The organism is Actinomycetospora atypica, assembly GCF_042653685.1.
Classification (GTDB): Bacteria; Actinomycetota; Actinomycetes; order Mycobacteriales; family Pseudonocardiaceae; genus Actinomycetospora; species Actinomycetospora atypica.
Window position 1 is genome coordinate 202,661 of the sequence record NZ_JBHSIV010000004.1, and the last position, 20,645, is coordinate 223,305.

The following is a 20,645-nucleotide window of genomic DNA, read 5'->3' on the forward strand; positions in this document are numbered from 1 at the left end:
CCGGGCCCTGACGGTGGCGGTGGCCCCCCTCGACCTCGACGACCCGCGACACCCCCGCGCCACCCTTGGTCCGCACCCGTCCCGCGGGGTACAACACCCTGCGCCGGGGTCCTCGTCGAGTCCCGCCGGCCGTCGTCGGGAAGAACCTTGAAGCACGTGCGCCGGGAGATGCTGCGATGACCACGCTCGACCCCGACGTCGAGATGCTCCTGCACGACCTCGACGCCTTCATCGACGCCGAGATCGTCCCGCTGCAGGCCCAGGACGACAACGAGCGCTTCTTCGACCACCGCCGCGAGTTCGCGCGCACCGACGTCGAGGCCGGCGGACTCCCCCGGCCCGAGTGGGAGGCGCTGCTCGCCGAGGCCTCCCGCCGCGCCGACGCCGCGGGCTTCTTCCGCTACTCGCTGCCCGCGGACCTGGGCGGGCAGGACGGCACCGAGTCGGCCATGGCCGCGATCCGGGAGCACCTCGCGCACCGCGGGCTGGGGCTGCACAACGACCTGCAGAACGAGCACAGTGTCGTCGGGAACCTCGTCTTCGCCCACCTGCTGCACCTCTACGGGACGCCCGAGCAGCGGGAGGAGCTCGTCGAGGACGTCATCACCGGGCGGCGGGCGCTCGCCTTCGGGCTCACCGAGCCCGAGCACGGCAGCGACGCCACGTGGATGGAGACGACCGCCCGCCGCGACGGCGACGACTGGGTGATCGACGGCGCGAAGCGCTGGAGCACCGGGGTGCACCGCGCGAGCCACGAGATGGTGTTCGCCCGGACCTCCGGGGAGCCCGGCAGCGCCCGCGGCCTGTCGGCCTTCCTGGTGCCCACCGACTCCCCCGGCTTCGAGGTCCCCTTCTACTGGTGGACGCTCAACATGCCGACCGACCACGGCGAGGTGGTCCTGCGCGACGTCCGCGTCCCGGGCTCGGCGCTCTTCGGCGGGGAGGGCCAGGCCCTGGACGTCGCGCAGACGTTCGTCCACTCCAACCGCATCCGGCAGGCCGCCTCCAGCCTCGGGGCCGCGCAGTACTGCATCGACCGGGCAGTGGAGTACGCCCGGGAACGGCACACGTTCGGCCGGCCGCTGGCGAGCCGGCAGGCGATCCAGTGGCCGCTGGTCGAGCTGCACACGGAGGCGACGATGCTCCGCGCCCTGATCCGCGACACCGCCGCCGAGCTCGACGAGTGCCACCGTGAGGGCCGGTCGGAGGTGACGGTCGGGCACCACGTCTCGATGTGCAACTACCGCGCGAACCGCCTGGTCTGCGAGGCCGCCGACCGCGCCATGCAGGTGTTCGGCGGCCTCGGCTACTCCCGCCACGAGCCCTTCGAGCACATCTACCGCCACCATCGCCGGTACCGCATCACCGAGGGCGCGGAGGAGGTGCAGATCCGCCGTGTCGCCGGTCAGCTCTTCGGATTCCTCTGACGCCGTCCTCACCACGGGTCCCGACGACGAGGGCGTCCGGACGCTCACGATCAACCGTCCGCGTCGGAAGAACGCGCTCGACGTCGACGGCTGGGCCGCGCTCGCCGACCACCTCGCCGCCTCCGCGGGCGACGGCTCCCGCGCCCTGGTCATCCGCGGCGCGGGGGGCGACCTCTGCGCCGGGGCCGACCTCTCGGGCGACGAGCCAGGCGACCACCCCCTCGAGCGGATGCGCCGCATCAACCGCGTGCCGCTGACCCTGCACGAACTGCCGGTCCCGACGATCGCCGTGGTCGACGGGGTCGCCGTCGGCGCCGGGTGGAACCTCGCGCTGGGCTGCGACCTCGTCGTCGCGACCCCGCGCTCGCGGTTCTCCCAGATCTTCGCCCGACGAGGCCTCTCGCTCGACCTCGGCGGGTCCTGGCTGCTCCCCCGCATCGTCGGGATGCAGCAGGCGAAGCGGCTCGCGCTGCTGGCCGAGATGATCGACGGCGCGGAGGCGTACCGGCTCGGGCTGGTCACCTACCTCGTGGAGCCCGACGAGGTCGACGGGGTGGTCGCCGACCTCGCGTCCCGCCTGGCCGCGGGCCCGCCGGTCGCGCTGGCCCAGACCAAGGAGCTGCTGCACTCCGCGGTGGAGTCGACGCTGGCCGAGGCGCTGGCCAACGAGGCCCGCGCCCAGGCGGTGAACCTGGCCGGGGACGACGCGGCGGCGGCGTTCGCGGCGTTCCGGGAGAAGCGCGAGCCCCGCTTCACCGGTGGGTGGGCCCCGGACCGCGGTCAGGACTCCGGGGCGTAGTCGTCCCAGCTCGGCATCGGCCCGCCGTGCAGGCTCGCGGTGAGGCGGTCGAGGTACCAGTTCCAGCCGGCCTCGACGTCGGGGTTGCGCTCGCCGTCGGGCAACGACTGCGCGAAGACGAGCACGGCGCCGTCGCCGTCGGGCTCGACGGTGAGGTCGAGGTGCCAGGAGTCTCCGCCGTCCCCCACGGGCAGGTCGACGACGAGCCGCCGGGGCGGGTCGCACACGCGGATCGCGACCTCCGTCGGCTCGTCGACCTCGCCGCCCGCGTCGACCTCGCCGGTCATCGTGAACGACACGGTGCCGCCCTCGCGGGGCTCGCCGGTCCAGGTGCCGATCCAGCGCCCGAGCCGCTCGGACTCGGTGACCGCCGCCCACACCTCCTCGACGGGGTCGGGATAGCGGCGCCGCAGGACCATGGCGGTGCCGCCGTCGTCGGTGCGGACGATCTCAGCCGGTGGTGCGACCACGGGGGTCTCCTTCGTCGGTGGCGGCTTCCTGCCGGCGACGGTGCCGCCGTCCGCGCGCCATCTCGGTGTCGAGGGCGTCGAGCCGGGCCGCCGGGCCGGGAACGCTCGTCGCGGTGGTCGTCGTCAGGGGCCGGAAGCGCTCCAGCCACGTGTCGAGCTCGCCCAGCGGGCGCCGGTCGAGGGTGTAGATGCGCTCCTGCCCGGCGACCCGGGAGGTCACGAGCCCCGCCTCCCGCAGCAGGCGCAGGTGGCGGCTGACCGCGGGGCGGGTGATCGTCGGGAAGGCGCGGGCGATCTCGCCCGCCCCGAGCTCGCCGTCGACCAGGCGCTCGACGATCTCCCGGCGGACCGGGTCGGCGAGGGCCTGCAGGACGAGCACCCCGAACATGTAACCAGTGCTTTAATGAACGAGCAAGTTACGCACGACGAGGAGGCGACGATGACGGCGTTCACCGACCTGTTCGGGATCGAGCACCCGATCGCCCTCGCCCCCATGGGCGGAGCGGCCGGCGGGGCGCTGGCCGCGGCGGTGTCGAACGGCGGCGGGCTCGGGCTGCTCGGGGCCGGGTCGGCGCGCGACCCGGCGTGGGTGGAGCGCGAGCTCGACCTCCTCACGGCGGGCACCACCGCGCCGTGGGGCATCGGCTTCCAGTGCTGGGCCGCCCCGCCGGCGCTGGTCGCGCGGACGCTGGAGCGCGGCCCGGCGGCGGTGATGCTCGCCTTCGGCGACCCCGCACCGTTCCTCGGCGCGATCCGCGACAGCGGCGCCCGGCTGATCATGATGGTCACCGACGTCGCCGAGACCCACCGCGCGCTCGAGGCGGGCGCCGACGTGATCGTCGCGCAGGGCACCGACGCCGGCGGGCACGGCGGGTCGCGCGGCACGATCGGGTTCGTCCCGGCCGTCGTCGACCTGGCCGGGCCGACGCCGGTGCTCGCCGCCGGCGGGATCGCGGACGGGCGCGGGCTGGCGGCGGCCCTCGCGCTCGGCGCCTCCGGAGTACTGCTGGGCACCCGGTTCCTCGCGAGCCCCGAGGCGCTGCAGACCCCCGCGGCCGCGAAGGCGCTGCTCGACGGCCTGGGCGAGGACACGGAGCGGTCGAGCGTGCTCGACATCGCCCACGAGTCGGGGTGGCCCGCCCGCTGGACCGGGCGCGCGCTGCGCACCCCGTTCACCGACCGGTGGCGCGACCACGAGGACGCGCTGCGGGCCGACCCCGACGCCCGGCGCGCGTTCCGGGCCGCCGAGGAGCGCGGCGACCCGGAGGCGGCGGTCGTCTGGGCCGGCGAGGGCCTCGACCTGATCAGCGACCTGGTGCCGGCGGCCGACCTCGTCGGGACCGTCGCCCGGGAGGCGGCGTTCGCCGCTGCGCGGCTCGTGCGTGCTTTTCCGTCCCCGGACACGGAGAAGCACGCACGAGGGCGCTAGCCGACACCTCCGGTCAGACGGCGATCCGCCCGCCGTCGGCCGGGAGCACGGCCCCGTGCACGAAGCTCGCCTCGTCGGTGGCGAGGAAGGCGATCGCGGCGGCGATCTCCTCGGGCTGCGCGGGCCGCCCGGCGGGGCCACCGGCGGCGAGCGCGTCGAGGCCCTCGCCCATCCCGACGGTGCCCTCGGTGCGCGTCGGGCCCGGGCTGACCGCGTTCACGCGCACCCCGGCGGGGCCGAACTCGGCCGCCCACGACTTGGTCAGCAGGACCAGCGCCGCCTTGCTCGCCCCGTAGAGACCGGCGCCGGCCATCCCGAACTCCGCGACCATCGTCGTGACGTTGACGATCGCCCCGTGCCCGCGGGCGGCCATCCCCGGCGCCAGGGCCGCGACGAGCATGTAGGGCGCCTTGACGTTGACCGCGAACAGCTCGTCGACGTCGCCGGGCTTCGTGTCCGCGGTGGCGCCGAACGGGAAGAGCCCCGCGCTGTTGACCAGGACGTCGACGCGGCCGCCACCCAGCTCGGTCGCACGCTCGGCGAGGTGCTGCACGCTCGCGTCGTCGTGGAGGTCGGTGGCGACGAAGTCGGCGCGGCCCCCGTCGGCCCGGATGGCGGCGACCGCCGCGTCCCCGCGCTCCTGGTCCCGCCCCGACACCACCACGTACGCGCCCAGCGCGGCGAGCCGACGCGCGGTGGCCCTGCCGATGCCGCTCGTGCCGCCGGTGACGAGGGCGGTGGAGCCGGTCAGGTCGCTGCTCATGGGGAGCCTCCTCAAAGATTGGATCGTTCGTTCCAGACTCTGCTCCTCCGATTTTGGAGTGTCAACTCCAGTCTTGTCGTAGGCTGTGGGTGTGACGGACGAGGTCGCGGCGGCGCCGCGGAAGCTGACGGTGAAGGGGCGGGCCACCCGGGCGCGCATCGTGGCGGCCGCGGCGGAGCTCGTGTTCGCCCACGGGGTCGCGCGCACCGGGATCGACGACGTCCGGCAGCGGGCCGGGGTCAGCGCGTCGCAGCTCTACCACTACTTCACGGACAAGGACGACCTCGTCCGCGCCGTCATCGCCCACCAGACCGACGGGGTCCTCGACGCGCAGCAGCCGCTGCTCGACCACCTCGACAGCTTCGAGGCGCTCGAGCGCTGGCGCGACCTGCTCGTCGACCTGCAGGAGCAGCGGCACTGTCAGGGCGGCTGCCCGATCGGCTCGATCGCCGCGGAACTGGCCGACGACGACCCGGTGGCCCGCGCCGACCTCGCGGACGGGTTCGAGCGGTGGGAGGCGCCGATCCGGGCGGGGCTCGCCCGGATGCGGGAGCGGGGCGACCTCCGGGCCGACACCGACACCGACGCGCTCGCCCTGGCGCTGCTCGCCGCGCTGCAGGGCGGGCTGGTGCTGACCCAGACCCGCCGCAGCACCGAGCCGCTGCGCACCGCGCTCGACGCGATGCTGGCCCACGTCCGCGCGGCCGCTGCGTGAGCGGTCGCCACGTCGGCCCGTGCGCCGGTCCTAGAGGCGCTTCGGCGTCACCGCCGTGAGCCGGGCCCGCAGCGAGGCCGGCACCTCCCAGCCCTCGTCGGGAAGGCCGGTCTCGCTGGCGTCGTAGGCGGCGGCCGCGGCGAGCAGCGCCGGCAGGTCGTCGCCGGACACGGCGGAGAAGCGGACCCGCGGCTTGCCCGGCCCGTCCATCGCGACGTTCGCGAGGTGCGGGCACCCGCCGAGGCACGGCACGTGGCGCACGCGCACCGGGCCCGACCCGCTGAGCAGCGGGTCTAGCGCGGCACCGAACGAGCCGGTGTCGGCGTGGTCGCGCGGACAGGTGCGGCAGACCAGCAGCGGCATCGGTGCTCCTCCCCCCGGCCCGGGGCGCTCAGGCCCGGACGGCGGTCGACTCGTGGGCGGCGGCGTCGAGGAAGGCCGACGACGTGGCACAGGCCGCGCAGATGGCGTCGTGACCGTGCGAGGGATCGCGGTCCATCTCCACGGCGACGTAGGACTTGTGGCAGACGTGGCAGCGGACGCGGTCGGTCCACACGTCCTCCACCTCGTGGCGGGGGTCGTGCGGCCGGAGGGCGGCGGTGGTCGCCCGCCCGTTCGTGCGTGCTTCTCCGGGGGGAGGCGGGACCGACGCGGGAGGGCGGCCGGCGACGAACGGGCGCGCGAACAGGGCCGGCGCGGCGGTGTGCACGCGTCGGCTGGGGCGGTGTGAGGGGTGGGTGCGTGCGTGCGTTCCCGTGCCTGAACACGGGAACGCACGCACGAGAGCGTCAGCTCGAAGCGCTACGGGCGCGCCTCGACGTACTCCCGGGTCCGCTCGGTCACCGGACCGGCGGGGTCGTCGAGACCGCGGTGCGTCACCAGCGGGCTGTCCTCCTTGTGGAAGCGCCCGTCCTTCATGATCGCGTGCAGCTTGTCGTGGTCCTGCAGGATCGTGATGTCCTCGAGCGGGTCGCCGTCGACGAGGATCAGGTCGGCGAGGTAGCCGGGCTGGACCTTCCCGAGCTCGTCGGGACGCAGCATGATCTCGCCGCCCCACGCGGTGGCCGAGATGATCGCCTCCATCGGCGTGAAGCCGAGGCGCTCGACGAAGTGCTCGAGGTCGCGCGCGTAGGTGCCGTGCGGGGTCCACGCGAAGCCGTAGTCGCCGCCGGGCAGCAGCTTGATCCCGCGCCGGTGCATCTCGCGCAGCCCCTCGGTGGCCTGCTCGAGCTCCTTCTTGTAGCCGACGGCCTCGGCGGCCTCCTGCGGGAAGCCGAACGCCTCGGCTTCGTAGAGGGTCGCGACGAGCCAGTTGATCCCGGGGGCGACGAACACCCAGTCCTTGTTGGCCTCGAGCATGTCCATGCCCTCGGCGTCGGTGAAGCTGGCGTGGTAGACGATGTCGACGCCGTGCCGGACGCACATCTTCACGCTCTCCGCGGAGCGGGCGTGGGCGCAGACGCGCTTGCCGCGGCGGTGGGCCTCGGCGACGGCGGCCGCGACCTCCTCGTCGGAGAAGTAGGTGTCCTCCGCGCGCTGGGTGCCGGTGATCTCCTCGCCGGTCATCGAGAGCTTGATCTGGTCGACGCCGAGGTCGATGAGCTCGCGGACGGCCTTGCGCATGCCCTCGGGGCCGTCGGCGAACTTGGTGATCGACTTGATCAGGGCCCCGCCGGTCACGGCGATCTCGGGGCCGTTGGCGAGGTAGCGCGGGCCGGGGATGCGCCCGGCGTTGATGGCGTCGCGGCAGACGACGTCGAGGCGCTCCTTCGCCGACGCAGCGCCGAGACACATCGTGTAGCCGGAGTCGATGTAGGTCCTGGCCGACTCCATGGAGAAGAGCAGGTGCTCCTCGACCGGCATCGTGCCCAGACCGTCGAGGTCGGCGGAGTTGTTCCAGCTGAAGTGGGTGTGCGCGTCGCACAGCCCCGACATCAGGGTGCGGCCGCGGCCCTCGACGACCTGCGCGTCCCCGGCGCGCGTCGGGTCGACGGTGCCCACGGCGGCGATGCGGTCGTCCTCGACGAGCACGTCGCCGGGGTAGGGTGCGGCCCCGGTGGAGTCGAGGACGGAGACGTTGCGGAACAGGACCTTGCTCATGGCGGGCTCCTCGTCGGCGAGGGTTCGATGGGGTCAGAAGAACTTGAGGAGGTGCTCGGTCACGTCGTTCGGCCGCTCGAGCGCGGTCCAGTGGCCGCAGCCGGGGAGGACGTCGAGCGTCGCGGCGCCGTGCGCCTCGGCGAGCGCCTCGCTGATCGCGGGCTTCCCGACGCCGTCGTCGGCGCCGGTGACGAGCAGCAGCGGCAGCTGCGGGTCGACCGGGCCGGGGTCGGGGGCGCCCGCGAGCGCCTCGCACGAGCGGGCGTAGCCCTCGGGGTCCTGCCGCAGGACGAGCTCGCGGACGAGGGCGGCGGTGGCCGGGGCGTCGCGGCGGGTGACCTCGGAGGTCGCGTTGGTCATCACGGCGTCGGCGATCGCGGACATCTCGCCGGCGCGGGCCTTCGCGGCGCGGTCGTGCTGGCCCTGCTGCCCCGCCTCGGGCAGCGGTGCGGGGACGGCACCCAGGAGCGCCAGGTGCGAGACGAGCTCGGGGCGGGTGGCCGCCAGGAGCCGGACGGTGATCGTGGCCATCGAATGCCCGACCACGCGGGCCGGGCCGGCGTCGAGCTGCTTGAGCAGGTCGGCGAGGTCGTTGGCGAAGCTCTGGATGGACAACGTGCCCGAGACCGGGGAGCGGCCGGAGCCCTCCATGTCGGGGCGGACGACGGTGAAGCGCTCGGCCAGCGCGGCGACCTGCGGCTGGTAGAAGTTCGAGGTACCGCCCAGGCCGTGCACCAGCAGCACCACCGGCCCGTCGCCGGTGATCTCGACCGCCAGGTCCTTGCCGTTGACGTCCACGTACTCGTCCTCCTGGGTGTTCAGCGGATGGTGTTGCGCAGGGCGCCGAGGCCGGTGATCGCGCACTCGACGACGTCGCCGGGCTGCAGGAACCGCGGCGGGTCGAACCCGATCCCGACGCCGGCCGGGGTGCCGGTGGCGATGACGTCGCCGGGCAGGAGCGTCATCCCCGCGGAGAGCACGCGGATGAGCTCGGGGACGTCGAAGATGAGGTCGGCGACCGGCGCCTTCTGGCGCGGCTCCCCGTTGACCGTGGACGAGACCTCGAGCGCGGCGAGGTCGCCGACCTCGTCGGCGCTGACCGCCCAGGGGCCCATGGGGGCGTGGGTGTCGAGCGACTTGCCCAGCAGCCACTGCTTGTGGTCGCGCTGCACGTCGCGGGCGGTCACGTCGTTGACGATCGTGTAGCCCCAGACGTGGCCCATCGCGTCGTCGCGGGAGATGCCCCGCCCGCCGACGCCGATGATGACGGCCAGCTCGGCCTCGTAGTCGAGCTCGCCCGTGACGCCCGGGTGGGCCTCGACGTCGTCGTACGGGCCGGTCACCGAGGTGGTCGCCTTGGAGAAGACGATCGGCCTGGCGGGGAGGTCCTCGGACCGGTCGGGACTGTCGTAGCCCGAGCGGCCGAACTCGGCGACGTGCTCGCGGTAGTTCTTGCCCACCGCGAACAGGTCGCGGCGCGGCACGGGGAACGGCGCGCGGAGGGTCGGGCGCTCGACGACGACGAGGTCGTCGGCGTCCGCGATCCGCGAGGCGAGCGACCCCCACTCCTCGATCACCGCGAGCAGCGACCTGTCCCCCACCACCGGGGTGAGGTCGAGGATCCTCGACTCGTCGTGCGCGTCGACCAGGCCCACGGCCTCGCGCCCCGCCACGTAGGTCACCAGCTTCACGCGGCACTCCCACCCGAACCAATCACGACCAATACGGTGTGTGGTGGCTCATTGTTCGACGGACCCCGACGTTACGACGGGGTGCATGCCGAGCCAAGCGAGAATTGGTCTAATATTGGTGCGCATGACGACGAGTGCGGAGGCCACCCCGGTGGTGCGGCTGCGGGCGCTCCTCGACCGCCAGGTCGCCGAGGGGACGCTCGGCACCGGCGCGAAGATCCCCACCGAGCGCGCGCTGGCCGAGACGCTGCAGACCTCCCGCACCGCCGTGCGCGCGGCCCTGGCGGAGCTGGAGCGCGAGGGCCGGATCACGCGGCACGTCGGCCGCGGCACGTTCCTCGCCGACCTCGAGGCCGACGCCGACCTCCCGCCCGCGGCCCGCGGCACCGTGCAGACGAGCCCGGCGGAGATCATGGCGACCCGCCTGGTCCTCGAGCCGGAGATCGCGGCGCTCGCCGCGCGGCACGCCACCCCGTCCGACCTCGAGCACGTCGAGCACTGCCTGCGCCGCGGCAACGCGACCAGCACCTACGAGGAGTTCGAGGCCTGGGACTCGGCGCTGCACCGGGCGATCGCGGCGGCGGCGCACAACGGTCTGCTGCTGCGGCTCTTCGACACCATGAACGCGGCCCGCGACCTCCCGGTGTGGGGCAGCATCAAGCGGCGCTCGGCCTCACCGGCGCGGCGCTGCGGGTACGAGGACCAGCACGGCGAGATCGTGGCCGCGCTGGCCGAGCGCGACGCCGACGCGGCGCGGGACCACATGCGGGCCCACCTCGTCGACGTCCGCACGAACCTGCTGGGGTTCGCCTAGCGACTCGCGTGGGCGTCAGCGCGACGTGAGCACCGGGTAGTCGGGCAGCTCGATGGCGTCGGAGCGGGGCCGGGTGAGCGCCGAGAACAGGCCCCCGAAACGGCTGCTGACCTCCGCGGCCGCGCGGAAGGCGACCCGCTGCAGCGCCACGCCGGCCCGGCTCCTCGGGTTCACCGCCTTGAGCATCGCGGGCTTCACGTCCTGGACCTCGTCGATGAACGGCCGCATGAGCTGCTCGTAGCGCTCGAGCGCCACGCGGTGGTCGGGGTTCGCGTCCAGCTCGCCCGCGAGGATGTACGCGCCGGTCAGCGCGGTGCTCGTGCCCGTGCCGAACGGCCCGGCGGCCCAGGCGGCGTCGCCGAGCAGCACGCGCCGGCCGGTGCTCCAGCGCGGCAGCCGCACCTGGGCGACGGCGTCGAAGTACATCGGGGCGTCGTCGAGGGCGGCCAGCACGCGGGGCCCCTCCCACCCGACGTCGCCGAGGGTGCGGCGCAGGATCGCGATCTGGCTGTCGCGGTCGAGGGCCTCGAGCCCGCGCACGTCGGACATGAACGAGAGCATCGCCCTCGTCGTGCCGCGGTTGTCGGGGCGCAGGCTGACCCCGCCGGTGCCGGTGGTGTGGTACCAGCGCCACCAGCGGTCGTCGTCGGGCGTACGGGGGATCGTCGCGTAGGCGACGTAGAGGCCGAGCTCCTTGAGCTCCGCGTCGGGCACGACGAGGTCGCGGGTCCGCGACCGGGTGCCCTCGGCCACGACGACGACGTCCGCGTCGATCCGCGCGCCGCTCTCGAGGGTCGCGGTGACGCGGTCGTCGTGGTCGACGAGGTCGGTGATCCGGTCGCCGAAGCGGTACTCGGTGTCGTCGGCGGTGCGGTCGTAGAGGACCCGCGCGAAGTCGCCGCGCAGGATCTCGAGCTCCGCGGTGGCGCCGTCGGTGTCGTTCTCCCCCGCCGGGAACTCCGCGATCGCCCGGCCGCGCTCGTCGACGAAGCGCGTCCCCACCTCGGTGGTGGTCGCGGCGAGCAGCACGTCCTCGATGCCCATGCGGCGGGCGACCTCACGGCCGGCGCCCCGCAGGTCGACGTTCTGGCCCTCCTCGCGCAGCCGCGGGGAGCGCTCGACGACGGTGGTCCGCCAGCCGCGGGCGTTGAGCTGATGGGCGAGGGCGGGACCGGCGATGCTGGCTCCGGAGATCAGTGCGTGGCGGGTCACGACGTCCGGCTACCCGTTCCCTAGAATGTCTAACTATCAGCGACGGACAGGAGGATCGCGTGGACCCGGAGGACCGGATCGCCCGGCTCGACGAGACGACGCTCGCGGTCCGCGACCTGATCGGCGCCTCGCGCGACCTCGCGACCCGCATGGCGAAGGTGATGGCGATCAACGCCACCGACATGACCGCGATCCACCTGCTCACCGAGCAGGGGCCCATGGGGGCGGCCCAGCTCGCGGAGCGCCTCGGGATCCGGTCGGCCTCGGCGACCGTGCTGGTGGACCGCCTCGAGCAGGCCGGGCACGTCGAGCGGGTGCGCGACACCACCGACCGCCGCCGCGTCACCCTCACCGCCACGGCCGCCGCGCGCCGAGCCAGCCTCGAGGCCTGGCTGCCCGCGATCCTCGACCTCGACGAGGTCTGCCGCACCCTCTCCGACGACGAGGCCGCCCTCGCCCGGGACCTCCTGCGCCGGCTGACGGCCACGATGGAGGGCGCCGCGCGGGGCTGAGGCGGCCGGAGCGAACGGCACTCTCGCGCACACAGACGCAGCGGGAGTGCCGCTCGCTCCACTTCGGAGGGTCCTCAGCCGAACCGCTGGCTGCCGACCACCCGCAGGAGGTCCAGCTTCTCCCGGGCGTCGGTGCCCTCGGTGGGGAAGTAGGCCAGCACGACGAGGTCGTCCTCCGGGGTCAGCAGGACCTCGCAGGTCAGGTGGAGCAGGCCGACCTCCAGGTGGTGGAACCGCTTGCGGTCGAACCGGCGGGGGCCCACCTCGTGGCGCTCCCACAGCGTGCGGAACTCCTCGCTGCGCTCGAGCAGGTCGCCGACCAGGGCGGCGACGTCGGCGTCCCCGGCGCGGCGCGCGTGGGTCGCGCGCAGGTCGCGGACGTGCGAGGCGGACAGCCGCGGCCGGTCCTCCTCGGGGACCCACGCGCGCATCGCGGGGTCGGTGAACCACTCGCGGACCGGGTTGCCGTCGCGGCGCGGGCCGAAGACCGCGTCGGCGAGGGGGTTCTGGACGAGCGCGTCGTGCAGGTCCGTGCCGATGCGCGCCGGGACGTCGGTGAGGTGGTCGAGCAGGCTCAGCAGCCCGGGGCGGATGTGCCGGCCGGCGAGGCGGGGCGGCGGGGTGAGTCCGGCGAGGTGGTGGAGGTGGTCGCGGGCGTCGAGGTCGAGGCGCAGGGCCCGGGCGAGGCTCCCGACGACGGGCCCGGACGGGTGCGGTCCCCGGCCCTGCTCGAGCCGCGAGTAGTAGTCGGCCGACACGCCCGCCAGCTGCGCCACCTCCTCGCGCCGCAGGCCCGGGGTGCGTCGCCGGGCCCCGGGCGGCAGCCCCACGTCGGCCGGGTGCAGCAGCTCGCGGCGGCGCCGCAGGAAGTCGGCGAGGCCGCGGCGGTCGATCACGTCCGCCAGCATCGGCGCCCGGGCGCCGCCCAGCCAGGGTCGGGCGGTCCCTGGTTGGGCCGGACCTGCCTGTCGTCCTCGTCCCGGCGCAGGGTGGCGGCCATGACCACACGCCAGCTCGGCACCACCGGCCCCGTCGTCTCCTCCCCCGCCCTCGGCACCATGGGCCTCTCCGGCGCCTACGGGGCGGTCGACGAGGACGAGGGCGTCCGCGTGATCCACGCCTACCTCGACGCGGGCGGCACCCTGCTCGACACCGCCGACTTCTACGGCTCCGGCCACAACGAGTTACTCATCCGTCGTGCCCTGGCGGACCGCTCCCGCGACGACGTGGTGCTCTCGCTCAAGTTCGGGGCGATGCGCGGACCGGACGGCGCCGTCGCCGGGATCGACGCCCGCCCCGCGGCCGTGCAGAACTTCCTCACCTACTCGCTGCAGCGCCTCGGGGTCGACCACGTCGACGTCTACCGGCCGGCCCGCCTCGACCCCGCCGTCCCCATCGAGGACACCGTCGGGGCGATCGCGGAGCTCGTGGCGAAGGGCTACGTGCGCCACGTGGGGCTCAGCGAGGTCGGCGCGGTGACCCTGCGCCGCGCGGCCGCCGTGACCCCGATCTGCGACCTGCAGATCGAGTACTCCCTGCTCCAGCGCGACATCGAGGACGCGATCCTCCCGACCTGCCGGAAGCTCGGCATCGGCATCACCGCCTACGGGGTGCTCGGCCGCGGGCTGATCGGCGGGAGCGGCGCCGTGACCGGCGGCCGGGCGGCGACGCCGCGGTTCCAGGGCGAGCACCTGCAGCACAACCGGGCGCTGGTCGCGCGCCTGGAGGAGATCGCGGCGGCGCGCGGGTGCACCGTGGCCCAGCTCGCGGTGGGCTGGGTCGCCGCGCAGGGCGACGACGTGGTCCCGGTGGTCGGCGCGCGGCGCGTCGAGCAGGTGGCGTCCCTGCTCGACGAGGTGGTGCCGACGGCCGACGAACTCGCCCGGATCGACGAGCTCGTCCCCCGCGGGTCGGTGTCCGGCGACCGCTACCCGGCCGCGCACATGGCCGCGCTCGACAGCGAGCGGTGAGGGGGCCGGGCGGTGAAGGCGGCCAGTTGTGAAGGCGGCCGGACGGTGAGGTCCGGCCGTGTGCGTCCCGCACACGGCCGGCCGCAGCAACCCGGGTCCGCCGCGGCGTTGCGGCCCGCAACGGAGGTGCAGGACGGTGTCGGACCGCCTCGCCGTGTGCGCGACGCAACGCCCCAGCACGGCCACGCCCCAGCACCGCCGGGCCCCAGCACCGCCGGGCCCCAGCACCGCCGGGCCCCAGCACCGGGCCGAGCCACGCGAGCCCCGGCTCCGCCCCGCGTCAGGGTTTCGAGCGACCCCCGACGACCGCCCGGGGGCGCCGCCCGGTCGTCCGCCGCCGCAGGCCGGCGCGGGCCGACACCATGACGAGCACGGCGAGGGCGACCAGCAGCGGCACGCCGAGCCACGGCGTCGTCAGGACCCCGCCCGCCACCGCCCATCCCGCGATCGCGGCGAGGGCGACGGGCTGGACCCCGAGCAGCCACGCGACGAGCGCCGTGCGCCACGTCGCGGCCCGCCGCTCGGCCTGGTTCCGGCGGCGCGCCGCCTCGGCCGCGGCCCGGGACCTCGTCTCGTGCCCGCGCCGCGCCCAGTCGGGCAGCCGGTCGGCCAGGAGGTCGGCGACGGCGGAGTCGCTGCCGTGGCGCAGGGCGTCGGCGGTCGCGGGATCGGCGGCGAGGAAGGCGGCCAGCTCGCGCGGCGGGAGCTCGCTGCCGTACACCGGGACGCCGAGCCGACGGGTGAGCCCGGCCCGCTGCTCCCCGGAGATGCCGGGCCCGGTGAGCAGGAACCGCGGATAGCCCTGCGCGGCCCGCCACCCGCGGGTGCCCTCGACGACCTCGCCCCACAGGGAGACGACGCCGAGCACCTCGTGGTCGGACGGGCTCCAGCCGAGGTCGCCCGGATCGGCCACCGCGTAGAGCCCGCACCCGCAGGCGTCACCGGGCGGGGCGTGTCGCGGGCTCGCGCAGTCGGCGAGCATCGGACGTCCTGGCGGCCAGGGGGTGCCGGTCAGGGGGGAGAACAGCTCGTGGCGCTGCTGGGCCCGGCGGCCGACCCGCCAGGTACGCCAGCCGACGACGGCGACCGGGACGTCGGGCACCCGGACGTCGGGCGAGCGGACGTCCGGGGTCCCGTCGGCTCCCGCCGGGACCGAGGTCGTCACGGGGTGGTGTCGACTCCGGCCCGGGAGCCGACGGCGGGCGCGTCGACGGGTTCGACGGCGATGTCCGGCTCCTCGACGGGAGCCTCGGCGCCCGGGACCGGGGAGAGGATCGGTTCGGCGGTGAAACGACGCTGGATGCGCCCGATGTGCATGAGCCGAGGTTGCCATCTGCGGAGCGTCCGAAACAGGGTTCGAGCAGGCGATCTGCTGCACTCCCGACCGACCGGCGGCGGTCGTCGGGTCGGGGTGCCGCGACGGTGCGAGGATCACGCCCGTGACCCTCAGGTTCGGATGGCTGTCCCCCGCGATCGGCAACCGCTTCAGCGACCAGATCCCGATCGCCGCCTACCAGGACACCGCGATCCTGCCGACCGCGCTGCCGCACTTCGACTCGCTGTGGCTCGCCGACCACTTCTACGGGATGGACCGGCCGACCGACCCGTTCCTCGAGGCGTTCACGACCCTGACCTGGCTCGCCGCCCGCCACGAGAACGTCGAGCTCTGCCACCACGTCCTCGGCGTCGGCTACCGGCACCCCCCGCTGCTGGCGAAGATGGCCGCGACGCTGCACTACCTCTCCGGCGGGCGGTTCGTGCTCGGGATCGGCGCGGGCTGGCGCGAGGAGGAGTACGCGGCCTACGGGTACGAGTTCCCGAAGCCCTCGGTGCGCTTCGCCCAGCTCGAGGAGGCCGTGACGATCTGCCGGCGGATGTGGACCGAGGAGTACCCCTCGTTCGACGGCGAGTACTTCCGCATCGCCTCCGCCTCCGCTCCCCCGCTGACCGACCCGCCGCCGCGGGTCTGCCTCGGCGCGGCGGGCGAGAAGGTGGGCCTGCCGATGGTCGGGCGGATCGCCGACATGTGGAACGGACCCGCCGGCGACGGCTTCACCCGGCGCCGGGACATCGTCCGGAACGCCGCGGAGCAGGCCGGGCGCGACCCCGACGCCATCGAGGTGTCGGTGACCCTGGAGCGGGCGCTGCCCACCACCGACGACGAGTCGGCCCGCCTGGTCGAGGAGCTCGCGGGGCACCGCGACCTCGGCGTCGACCACGTCGTCATGGACTTCGGACACCCCCAGGACACCGAGCCCGTGCTGCGCTTCGCCGAGCAGGTGATCGCCCCGCTGCGGGCGTGAGGGACACCGTCCCGACGATGCACGGCGCCGGTCAGGGGCGGCCCCCGGGCGTCGTCGGGCGGGCGATCCCGTGCAGCAGCGCGTCGACGAGCCGGGCCGGCATGGCCTCGTCGACCGGTTCGCGGGTGAGGACGACCCGGAAGTGCACGGGGCTCACGAGCATCTCGATCGCCAGCCGGGGATCGAGGGTGTCGGGGAGCTCGCCGCGGTCGACGGCGCGCGTGATGATCTGCCGGGAGCCGGCGTAGCGGGTGGCCCAGTACTCGTCGCGCGCCCGCCGGGTGTCGTGATCGTCGCCGGCGACGGCGAGCGTGTGCTCGAGGGCGTGGCCGACGGGCGAGGCGAGGAAGTCCGCGAGGTCGGTGACGTAGATCGTCAGGTCCTCGCGCACGCTGCCGGTGTCGGGCACCCGGAGCTGCTCGGTGGCCGCGAGCATCGCGTCGATGAGCAGGTTCTCGCGGGTGCCCCAGCGCCGGTAGACCGACGTCTCGTGCACGCCGGCCCGCGCGGCGACCTCCACGACCTTGAGGCCCTCGAGCCCGTGGGCGAGCAGGAGCTCGAGCGTCGCGTCGAGGACGGCCGCCCGGACCCGGGCCGACCGCCCGCCGGGGCGGCGCCGGACCTCCTCGTCGTTCACGACCCGACCATAACGCAAGCCCACTTGCTTTAGCTCGGGATCCCGGCCCACACTCCGACGGTGCAGATCGACCGCGACGTCCCCATCCCCACGCGGGACGGCTCCCCCGTCCTCGCCGACGTCTTCCGCCCCGACGGCGACGAGCCGGTCCCGGCGATCGCCTCCTTCGGCCCGTACGGCAAGGACGTGCACTGGCCCGACCGCTACCCGCTCTACGACCTGGTGCAGAACAACGACCACATGAACTGGGAGACCCCCGACCCCGAGTGGTGGGTCCCGCGGGGCTACGCGCTGATCCGGATCGACACCCGCGGCACGGGCAAGAGTCCGGGCCGGATGGACCTCTACGGGCCGAAGGACGCCGAGGACTTCCACGACGCGGTCGAGTGGGCGGCCGAGCAGCCCTGGTGCAGCGGCAAGGTCGCCTCGAGCGGCATCTCGTGGCTCGCGATGATGGGCTGGCGGGTCGCGGCCGAGCAGCCGCCGCACCTCGCCGCGGTGGTGGCGTGGGAGGGCCTCACCGACTTCTACCGGGAGGCCGCCTTCCAGGGCGGGCTCTACACCCATGGCTTCATCGAGGGCTGGTGGGCGCTCCAGATCGAGCCGCAGCGCACCGGGGACGACGGCGAGGACTGGCGCGAGGTGCTCCCGGCGCACCCGCTGCTCGACGACTACCACCGGGTCCGGGCCACCGACCTCGACCGCGTCACCGTGCCCGTGCTCTCCGCGGCGAACTGGGGGGCGCTGCACCTGCACCTGCGGGGCAACATCGAGGGCTGGCGCCGGGCCGCGGCGGCCGACAAGTGGCTCGTCGTGCACACCGGCACGCACGTCGACCCCTACTACGCCGACTGGGCCCAGGAGCTGCAGCTCCGGTTCCTCGACCGGTTCCTCAAGGACCGGACCGACGCCATGGACGGCGTGGCCCCGGTGCAGCTGGCGGTGCGGCACGGACGCGACGTCGTCTGGCGCGACGCCGAGGACTTCCCGCTGCCGGGGACGCAGTGGCGCGAGCTGTACCTCGGGGAGGGCTCGCTGGACTGGTCGCCGGGCGCACCGGCCACCGCCACCTACCCGGCGCGCTTCGACACCGCGCCGGCGACGGAGCCCCTGGAGATCACCGGGCCGGTCGCGCTGGACCTGTGGCTCTCGGCCGGGCAGGACGACCTCGACGTCCTCGCCCGCCTCCAGCACCTCGACGTCGACGGCGAGCCGATCTCCGCGATCGGGCCCCAGGGGCAGCCGGTCCCGATGGCCCTCGGCTGGCTGAAGGCCTCGCACCGGGAGACCGATCCCGAGCGTTCCGAGCCGTACCGCCCGTGGCACCCGCACGACCGCGAGGTCCCGCTGACGCCGGGAGAGCCCACCCTGCTGCCGGTGGAGATCTGGCCGACGAGCATCACCCTCGCCCCCGGCGAGCGGCTGCGGCTGGAGCTCGTCGTCGAGGACACCGACCTCGGGCGCATGATGGCCCACGACGATCCGCGCCTGCGCCGGTCGGCGGAGGGCGCCACCGTCCACCTCGGCGGGGAGCACGCGTCGCACCTGCTGGTGCCGGTGATCCCCGCCGGGCAGACCTAGACGGTCAGCACGATCTTGCCCCGCAGGTGCCCCCGGGCGGCACGCTCGTGCGCCCGGGCGGCGTCGGCGAGCGCGTAGGTGCCGTCGATCGCCACGCGGACGGTGCCCGCGTCGAGCAGGGCCGCGAGCTCGGCGAGCTGGGCGCCGTTGGACCGGACCTGGGTGGTCGAGGTGGTGACGCCCCGCTCGGCGAGCTCGGCGGGGTCGAACGCGGCGACGTAGACCGGGAACAGGGCGCCGCCCCGCCGGAGCGTGGGCAGCAGCCGCGGGCTGCCAGCGCCGCCGACCGTGTCGAGGACGAGGTCGACGTCGGAGACGACGTCCTCGGGGCGGGTCGCGGTGTAGTCGACGAACGCGGTGGCGCCGAGCTCGCGCAGGAAGCGCTCGTTCGGGCCCGACGCGACGGCGACGACGTCCGCGCCCCGCCACCGCGCGAGCTGTACGGCCAGGTGGCCCACCCCGCCCGCGGCCCCGTTGACGAGCACCGTGGTCCCGGGGTGCAGCGGCACCGGCCGGTGCGGGACCGACTGGAACGGCGACGCCTCGTCGTGCCCGAGGTCGATCAGGAACTGCCACGCCGTGAGCCCGGCCATCGGGGCCCCCGCGGCGTGGACGTGGTCGAGGTGCACCGGCTTGCGGGCGAGGTCGGAGACCGGGGCCGTGACGTACTCGGCGTAGGCGGCGCCCTCGAGCCCGGGGAAGCGCAGCATCCCGAACACCTCGTCGCCGACCGCGAACTCGACGACGCCGTCCCCGACCGCCGCGACCACGCCCGACACGTCGGTGCCCGGGATGAGGGGGAGCTCCGGGGCCGCCATCACCTCGGGCGGGACGTCGGGGAACCCCTCGCGGACGTACCAGTCGGGCGGGTTGACCCCGACCGCGTGGACCCGGACGAGCACCTCGCCCGGGCGCGGCTCCGGGACCGGCACCTCGTCGGGGACCAGCACCTCCGGACCGCCGAAGGTGTGGAGGCGGATCGCCCGCATCGTCGTCGACATCGTCGCCCTCTTCCTGACAACTCCGCGCTACCGTAGGCGGAGCAGTGCCCCGAATATAACCGGGGCAGTGCTCCGGTTGTCCAGGGCTTCGATCGTCGAGGGCGGGGTGTGGTGCGGGCCGACGCGAGGAAGAACTACGAGCAGCTGCTGGTGGTCGCACGCGAGGTGGTGGGCGAGCAGGGCGCGGAGGCGTCGCTGCGGGACGTCGCACGCCGGGCGGGGGTCGGGCTCGGCACCCTCTACCGGCACTTCCCCACGCGGGAGGCGCTGCTCGAGGCCCTGCTGCGGACGGGGTTCGACGACCTGGCTGCGCGCGCGGCGGAGCTGGCGACCTCGTCGTCGTCCCGGGAGGCGCTCGTGGTGTGGCTGCGCGAGTGCGTGGCCGGCACCGTCGAGGTCCGGGGCCTGACGGAGCTGATGGTGGCCGCCATGGAGGACCCCGACTCGGCGCTGTACCGCTCGTGCAAGGCGTTGCGCGCGGCGGGCACGGACCTGCTCACCCGCGCCCAGGCCGACGGGACGGCCCGGACCGACCTCGACGGCACCGACCTCTTCGCGCTGATCAGCGCCGTCGCCTGGCTCGGCGACCAGCCCGCCCTCGGGCCGCGCCTCGACCACCTCTGCGACGTCGTCGCGGACGCCACGCTCCCCCGGTAGAGGCTGGACCTACGAGCAGGACCGGCCGTTGGGGTCGTCGTCGCGCAGGCTCGCGACGTAGTTCCGGGAGGCGCCGCCGGCGGCGTCGGCCCCGGTGTGGGCGTAGGTGACCATGAAGTCGCCGTAGTCCCCGTCGTTCGCGAGGTCGACGTAGCGCAGCAGGCGCCCCGAGGCGTCCTGGTCGACGCCCGCCTGCGCGCGCAGGGTCACCCGGTGGCCCGCGAGCATCGCGTCGGCCATCTGCAGGGCCTCCTGGCCGCCGCGGGTGGAGACCGGGCAGGAGTCGATGCCGAGCACGTGGACCTGCCGGCCGTCGGCGACGAACGTGTCGCCGTCGAGCACGTCGGTGACCGTGACGGTGGTGCGCGCCGGGGGCTCGGAGTCGCTCGCGAGCGTGCTCGCCGAGACCGGGGTGGTGCCGCCGGACAGGGCGCCGATCGTCGCCAGGCCGAAGAGCCCCGTCGCGATCCCCGACCAGACCCGCTGCGTCGTGCTCACCCTGCTGCTCCCCCGACCTGCTCCGACCCGCTGCCCCGACGTCGCGGATGTCGGCGGATGGGCTGA

Annotated in this window: 25 protein-coding genes; 10 read left to right on the plus strand and 15 right to left on the minus strand. The window is 74.7% G+C overall.

Annotation, left to right across the window (positions count from 1 at the left end; translation table 11 throughout):
• Positions 1-176 precede the first annotated feature (176 nt).
• Both ACFPBZ_RS05525 and ACFPBZ_RS05530 read left to right on the plus strand, forming a co-directional pair.
• Entirely contained in the window at positions 177-1,427 is a 1,251-nt protein-coding gene (locus ACFPBZ_RS05525) for an acyl-CoA dehydrogenase family protein (RefSeq protein ID WP_378035006.1), read from the plus strand.
• Entirely contained in the window at positions 1,396-2,226 is an 831-nt protein-coding gene (locus ACFPBZ_RS05530; RefSeq protein WP_378035007.1) for an enoyl-CoA hydratase/isomerase family protein, read from the plus strand. The genes ACFPBZ_RS05525 and ACFPBZ_RS05530 overlap by 32 nt, the downstream gene beginning before the upstream one ends.
• On the opposite strand, the gene ACFPBZ_RS05535 is transcribed toward ACFPBZ_RS05530, so the two are convergent.
• Together ACFPBZ_RS05535 and ACFPBZ_RS05540 are read right to left on the minus strand one after the other, a co-directional pair.
• Entirely contained in the window at positions 2,208-2,696 is a 489-nt protein-coding gene (locus ACFPBZ_RS05535; RefSeq protein ID WP_378035008.1) for an SRPBCC family protein, read from the minus strand. The genes ACFPBZ_RS05530 and ACFPBZ_RS05535 overlap by 19 nt on opposite strands.
• A complete protein-coding gene (locus tag ACFPBZ_RS05540) occupies positions 2,677-3,084 on the minus strand; it encodes an ArsR/SmtB family transcription factor (protein WP_378035009.1) in 408 nt (135 codons plus the stop codon). The genes ACFPBZ_RS05535 and ACFPBZ_RS05540 overlap by 20 nt, the downstream gene beginning before the upstream one ends.
• A gap of 51 nt (positions 3,085-3,135) precedes the next feature.
• Here ACFPBZ_RS05540 and ACFPBZ_RS05545 point away from each other — a divergent pair, with 51 nt between their 5' ends.
• Entirely contained in the window at positions 3,136-4,125 is a 990-nt protein-coding gene (locus tag ACFPBZ_RS05545; protein WP_378035010.1) for an NAD(P)H-dependent flavin oxidoreductase, read from the plus strand.
• A gap of 13 nt (positions 4,126-4,138) precedes the next feature.
• Here ACFPBZ_RS05545 and ACFPBZ_RS05550 read toward each other — a convergent pair whose 3' ends face one another.
• Positions 4,139-4,888, minus strand: a complete 750-nt coding sequence (locus ACFPBZ_RS05550; protein ID WP_378035011.1) for an SDR family NAD(P)-dependent oxidoreductase — start codon at positions 4,886-4,888, stop codon at positions 4,139-4,141.
• Positions 4,889-4,979: 91 nt separating this feature from the next.
• Between ACFPBZ_RS05550 and ACFPBZ_RS05555 the strand changes: the two genes are divergently transcribed.
• Entirely contained in the window at positions 4,980-5,603 is a 624-nt protein-coding gene (locus ACFPBZ_RS05555; protein ID WP_378035012.1) for a TetR/AcrR family transcriptional regulator, read from the plus strand.
• A 30-nt stretch (positions 5,604-5,633) separates the two neighbouring features.
• Here ACFPBZ_RS05555 and ACFPBZ_RS05560 read toward each other — a convergent pair whose 3' ends face one another.
• The 5 genes from ACFPBZ_RS05560 to ACFPBZ_RS05580 form a co-directional block, all read right to left on the minus strand.
• On the minus strand, positions 5,634-5,966 hold the full coding sequence (locus ACFPBZ_RS05560) for a DUF1636 family protein (protein WP_378035013.1): 333 nt from the start codon (positions 5,964-5,966) through the stop codon (positions 5,634-5,636).
• 28 nt (positions 5,967-5,994) lie between these two features.
• On the minus strand, positions 5,995-6,159 hold the full coding sequence (locus ACFPBZ_RS05565; RefSeq protein WP_378035014.1) for a hypothetical protein: 165 nt from the start codon (positions 6,157-6,159) through the stop codon (positions 5,995-5,997).
• 245 nt (positions 6,160-6,404) lie between these two features.
• Complete coding sequence (locus tag ACFPBZ_RS05570) at positions 6,405-7,703, minus strand: metal-dependent hydrolase family protein (RefSeq protein WP_378035015.1); 1,299 nt, start codon at positions 7,701-7,703, stop codon at positions 6,405-6,407.
• Between the two features lie 33 nt (positions 7,704-7,736).
• On the minus strand, positions 7,737-8,501 hold the full coding sequence (locus ACFPBZ_RS05575) for an alpha/beta fold hydrolase (protein WP_378035016.1): 765 nt from the start codon (positions 8,499-8,501) through the stop codon (positions 7,737-7,739).
• Positions 8,502-8,521: 20 nt separating this feature from the next.
• Positions 8,522-9,394 carry a fumarylacetoacetate hydrolase family protein gene (locus tag ACFPBZ_RS05580; protein WP_378035017.1) on the minus strand — a complete coding sequence of 291 codons (873 nt, stop codon included), beginning with the start codon at positions 9,392-9,394 and terminating at the stop codon, positions 8,522-8,524.
• Positions 9,395-9,518: 124 nt separating this feature from the next.
• Here ACFPBZ_RS05580 and ACFPBZ_RS05585 point away from each other — a divergent pair, with 124 nt between their 5' ends.
• Entirely contained in the window at positions 9,519-10,208 is a 690-nt protein-coding gene (locus ACFPBZ_RS05585; RefSeq protein ID WP_378035018.1) for a FadR/GntR family transcriptional regulator, read from the plus strand.
• A gap of 15 nt (positions 10,209-10,223) precedes the next feature.
• Here ACFPBZ_RS05585 and ACFPBZ_RS05590 read toward each other — a convergent pair whose 3' ends face one another.
• Positions 10,224-11,420 (minus strand): FAD-dependent monooxygenase, encoded by a 1,197-nt coding sequence (locus ACFPBZ_RS05590; protein ID WP_378035019.1) that lies wholly within the window; start codon positions 11,418-11,420, stop codon positions 10,224-10,226.
• A 59-nt stretch (positions 11,421-11,479) separates the two neighbouring features.
• Here ACFPBZ_RS05590 and ACFPBZ_RS05595 point away from each other — a divergent pair, with 59 nt between their 5' ends.
• Complete coding sequence (locus ACFPBZ_RS05595; protein WP_378035020.1) at positions 11,480-11,932, plus strand: MarR family transcriptional regulator; 453 nt, start codon at positions 11,480-11,482, stop codon at positions 11,930-11,932.
• Between the two features lie 74 nt (positions 11,933-12,006).
• Here ACFPBZ_RS05595 and ACFPBZ_RS05600 read toward each other — a convergent pair whose 3' ends face one another.
• Positions 12,007-12,828, minus strand: coding sequence for a helix-turn-helix transcriptional regulator (locus tag ACFPBZ_RS05600; protein ID WP_378035021.1), 822 nt, complete (start codon positions 12,826-12,828; stop codon positions 12,007-12,009).
• A gap of 102 nt (positions 12,829-12,930) precedes the next feature.
• On the opposite strand from ACFPBZ_RS05600, the gene ACFPBZ_RS05605 reads away from it, so the two are divergent.
• Complete coding sequence (locus ACFPBZ_RS05605) at positions 12,931-13,902, plus strand: aldo/keto reductase (protein WP_378035022.1); 972 nt, start codon at positions 12,931-12,933, stop codon at positions 13,900-13,902.
• Positions 13,903-14,182: 280 nt separating this feature from the next.
• Here ACFPBZ_RS05605 and ACFPBZ_RS05610 read toward each other — a convergent pair whose 3' ends face one another.
• Positions 14,183-15,067, minus strand: coding sequence for a hypothetical protein (locus ACFPBZ_RS05610; protein ID WP_378035023.1), 885 nt, complete (start codon positions 15,065-15,067; stop codon positions 14,183-14,185).
• Positions 15,064-15,219 (minus strand): hypothetical protein, encoded by a 156-nt coding sequence (locus ACFPBZ_RS05615; RefSeq protein ID WP_378035024.1) that lies wholly within the window; start codon positions 15,217-15,219, stop codon positions 15,064-15,066. The genes ACFPBZ_RS05610 and ACFPBZ_RS05615 overlap by 4 nt, the downstream gene beginning before the upstream one ends.
• Positions 15,220-15,341: 122 nt before the next feature.
• Between ACFPBZ_RS05615 and ACFPBZ_RS05620 the strand changes: the two genes are divergently transcribed.
• A complete protein-coding gene (locus ACFPBZ_RS05620) occupies positions 15,342-16,205 on the plus strand; it encodes an LLM class flavin-dependent oxidoreductase (protein ID WP_378035025.1) in 864 nt (287 codons plus the stop codon).
• Positions 16,206-16,236: 31 nt separating this feature from the next.
• On the opposite strand, the gene ACFPBZ_RS05625 is transcribed toward ACFPBZ_RS05620, so the two are convergent.
• Positions 16,237-16,842, minus strand: a complete 606-nt coding sequence (locus tag ACFPBZ_RS05625) for a TetR/AcrR family transcriptional regulator (protein WP_378035026.1) — start codon at positions 16,840-16,842, stop codon at positions 16,237-16,239.
• 60 nt (positions 16,843-16,902) lie between these two features.
• Here ACFPBZ_RS05625 and ACFPBZ_RS05630 point away from each other — a divergent pair, with 60 nt between their 5' ends.
• Entirely contained in the window at positions 16,903-18,423 is a 1,521-nt protein-coding gene (locus tag ACFPBZ_RS05630) for a CocE/NonD family hydrolase (RefSeq protein ID WP_378035027.1), read from the plus strand.
• On the opposite strand, the gene ACFPBZ_RS05635 is transcribed toward ACFPBZ_RS05630, so the two are convergent.
• The gene (locus ACFPBZ_RS05635; protein ID WP_378035028.1) at positions 18,420-19,424 is read right to left on the minus strand and encodes an NADP-dependent oxidoreductase; all 1,005 of its coding nucleotides are present in this window, start codon (positions 19,422-19,424) and stop codon (positions 18,420-18,422) included. The two genes, ACFPBZ_RS05630 and ACFPBZ_RS05635, sit on opposite strands and share 4 nt — an antisense overlap.
• Before the next feature lie 108 nt (positions 19,425-19,532).
• Between ACFPBZ_RS05635 and ACFPBZ_RS05640 the strand changes: the two genes are divergently transcribed.
• Positions 19,533-20,081, plus strand: a complete 549-nt coding sequence (locus tag ACFPBZ_RS05640; RefSeq protein WP_378035029.1) for a TetR/AcrR family transcriptional regulator — start codon at positions 19,533-19,535, stop codon at positions 20,079-20,081.
• Positions 20,082-20,090: 9 nt separating this feature from the next.
• On the opposite strand, the gene ACFPBZ_RS05645 is transcribed toward ACFPBZ_RS05640, so the two are convergent.
• Positions 20,091-20,579, minus strand: a complete 489-nt coding sequence (locus ACFPBZ_RS05645) for a thermonuclease family protein (protein WP_378035030.1) — start codon at positions 20,577-20,579, stop codon at positions 20,091-20,093.
• Positions 20,580-20,645: the final 66 nt, after the last annotated feature.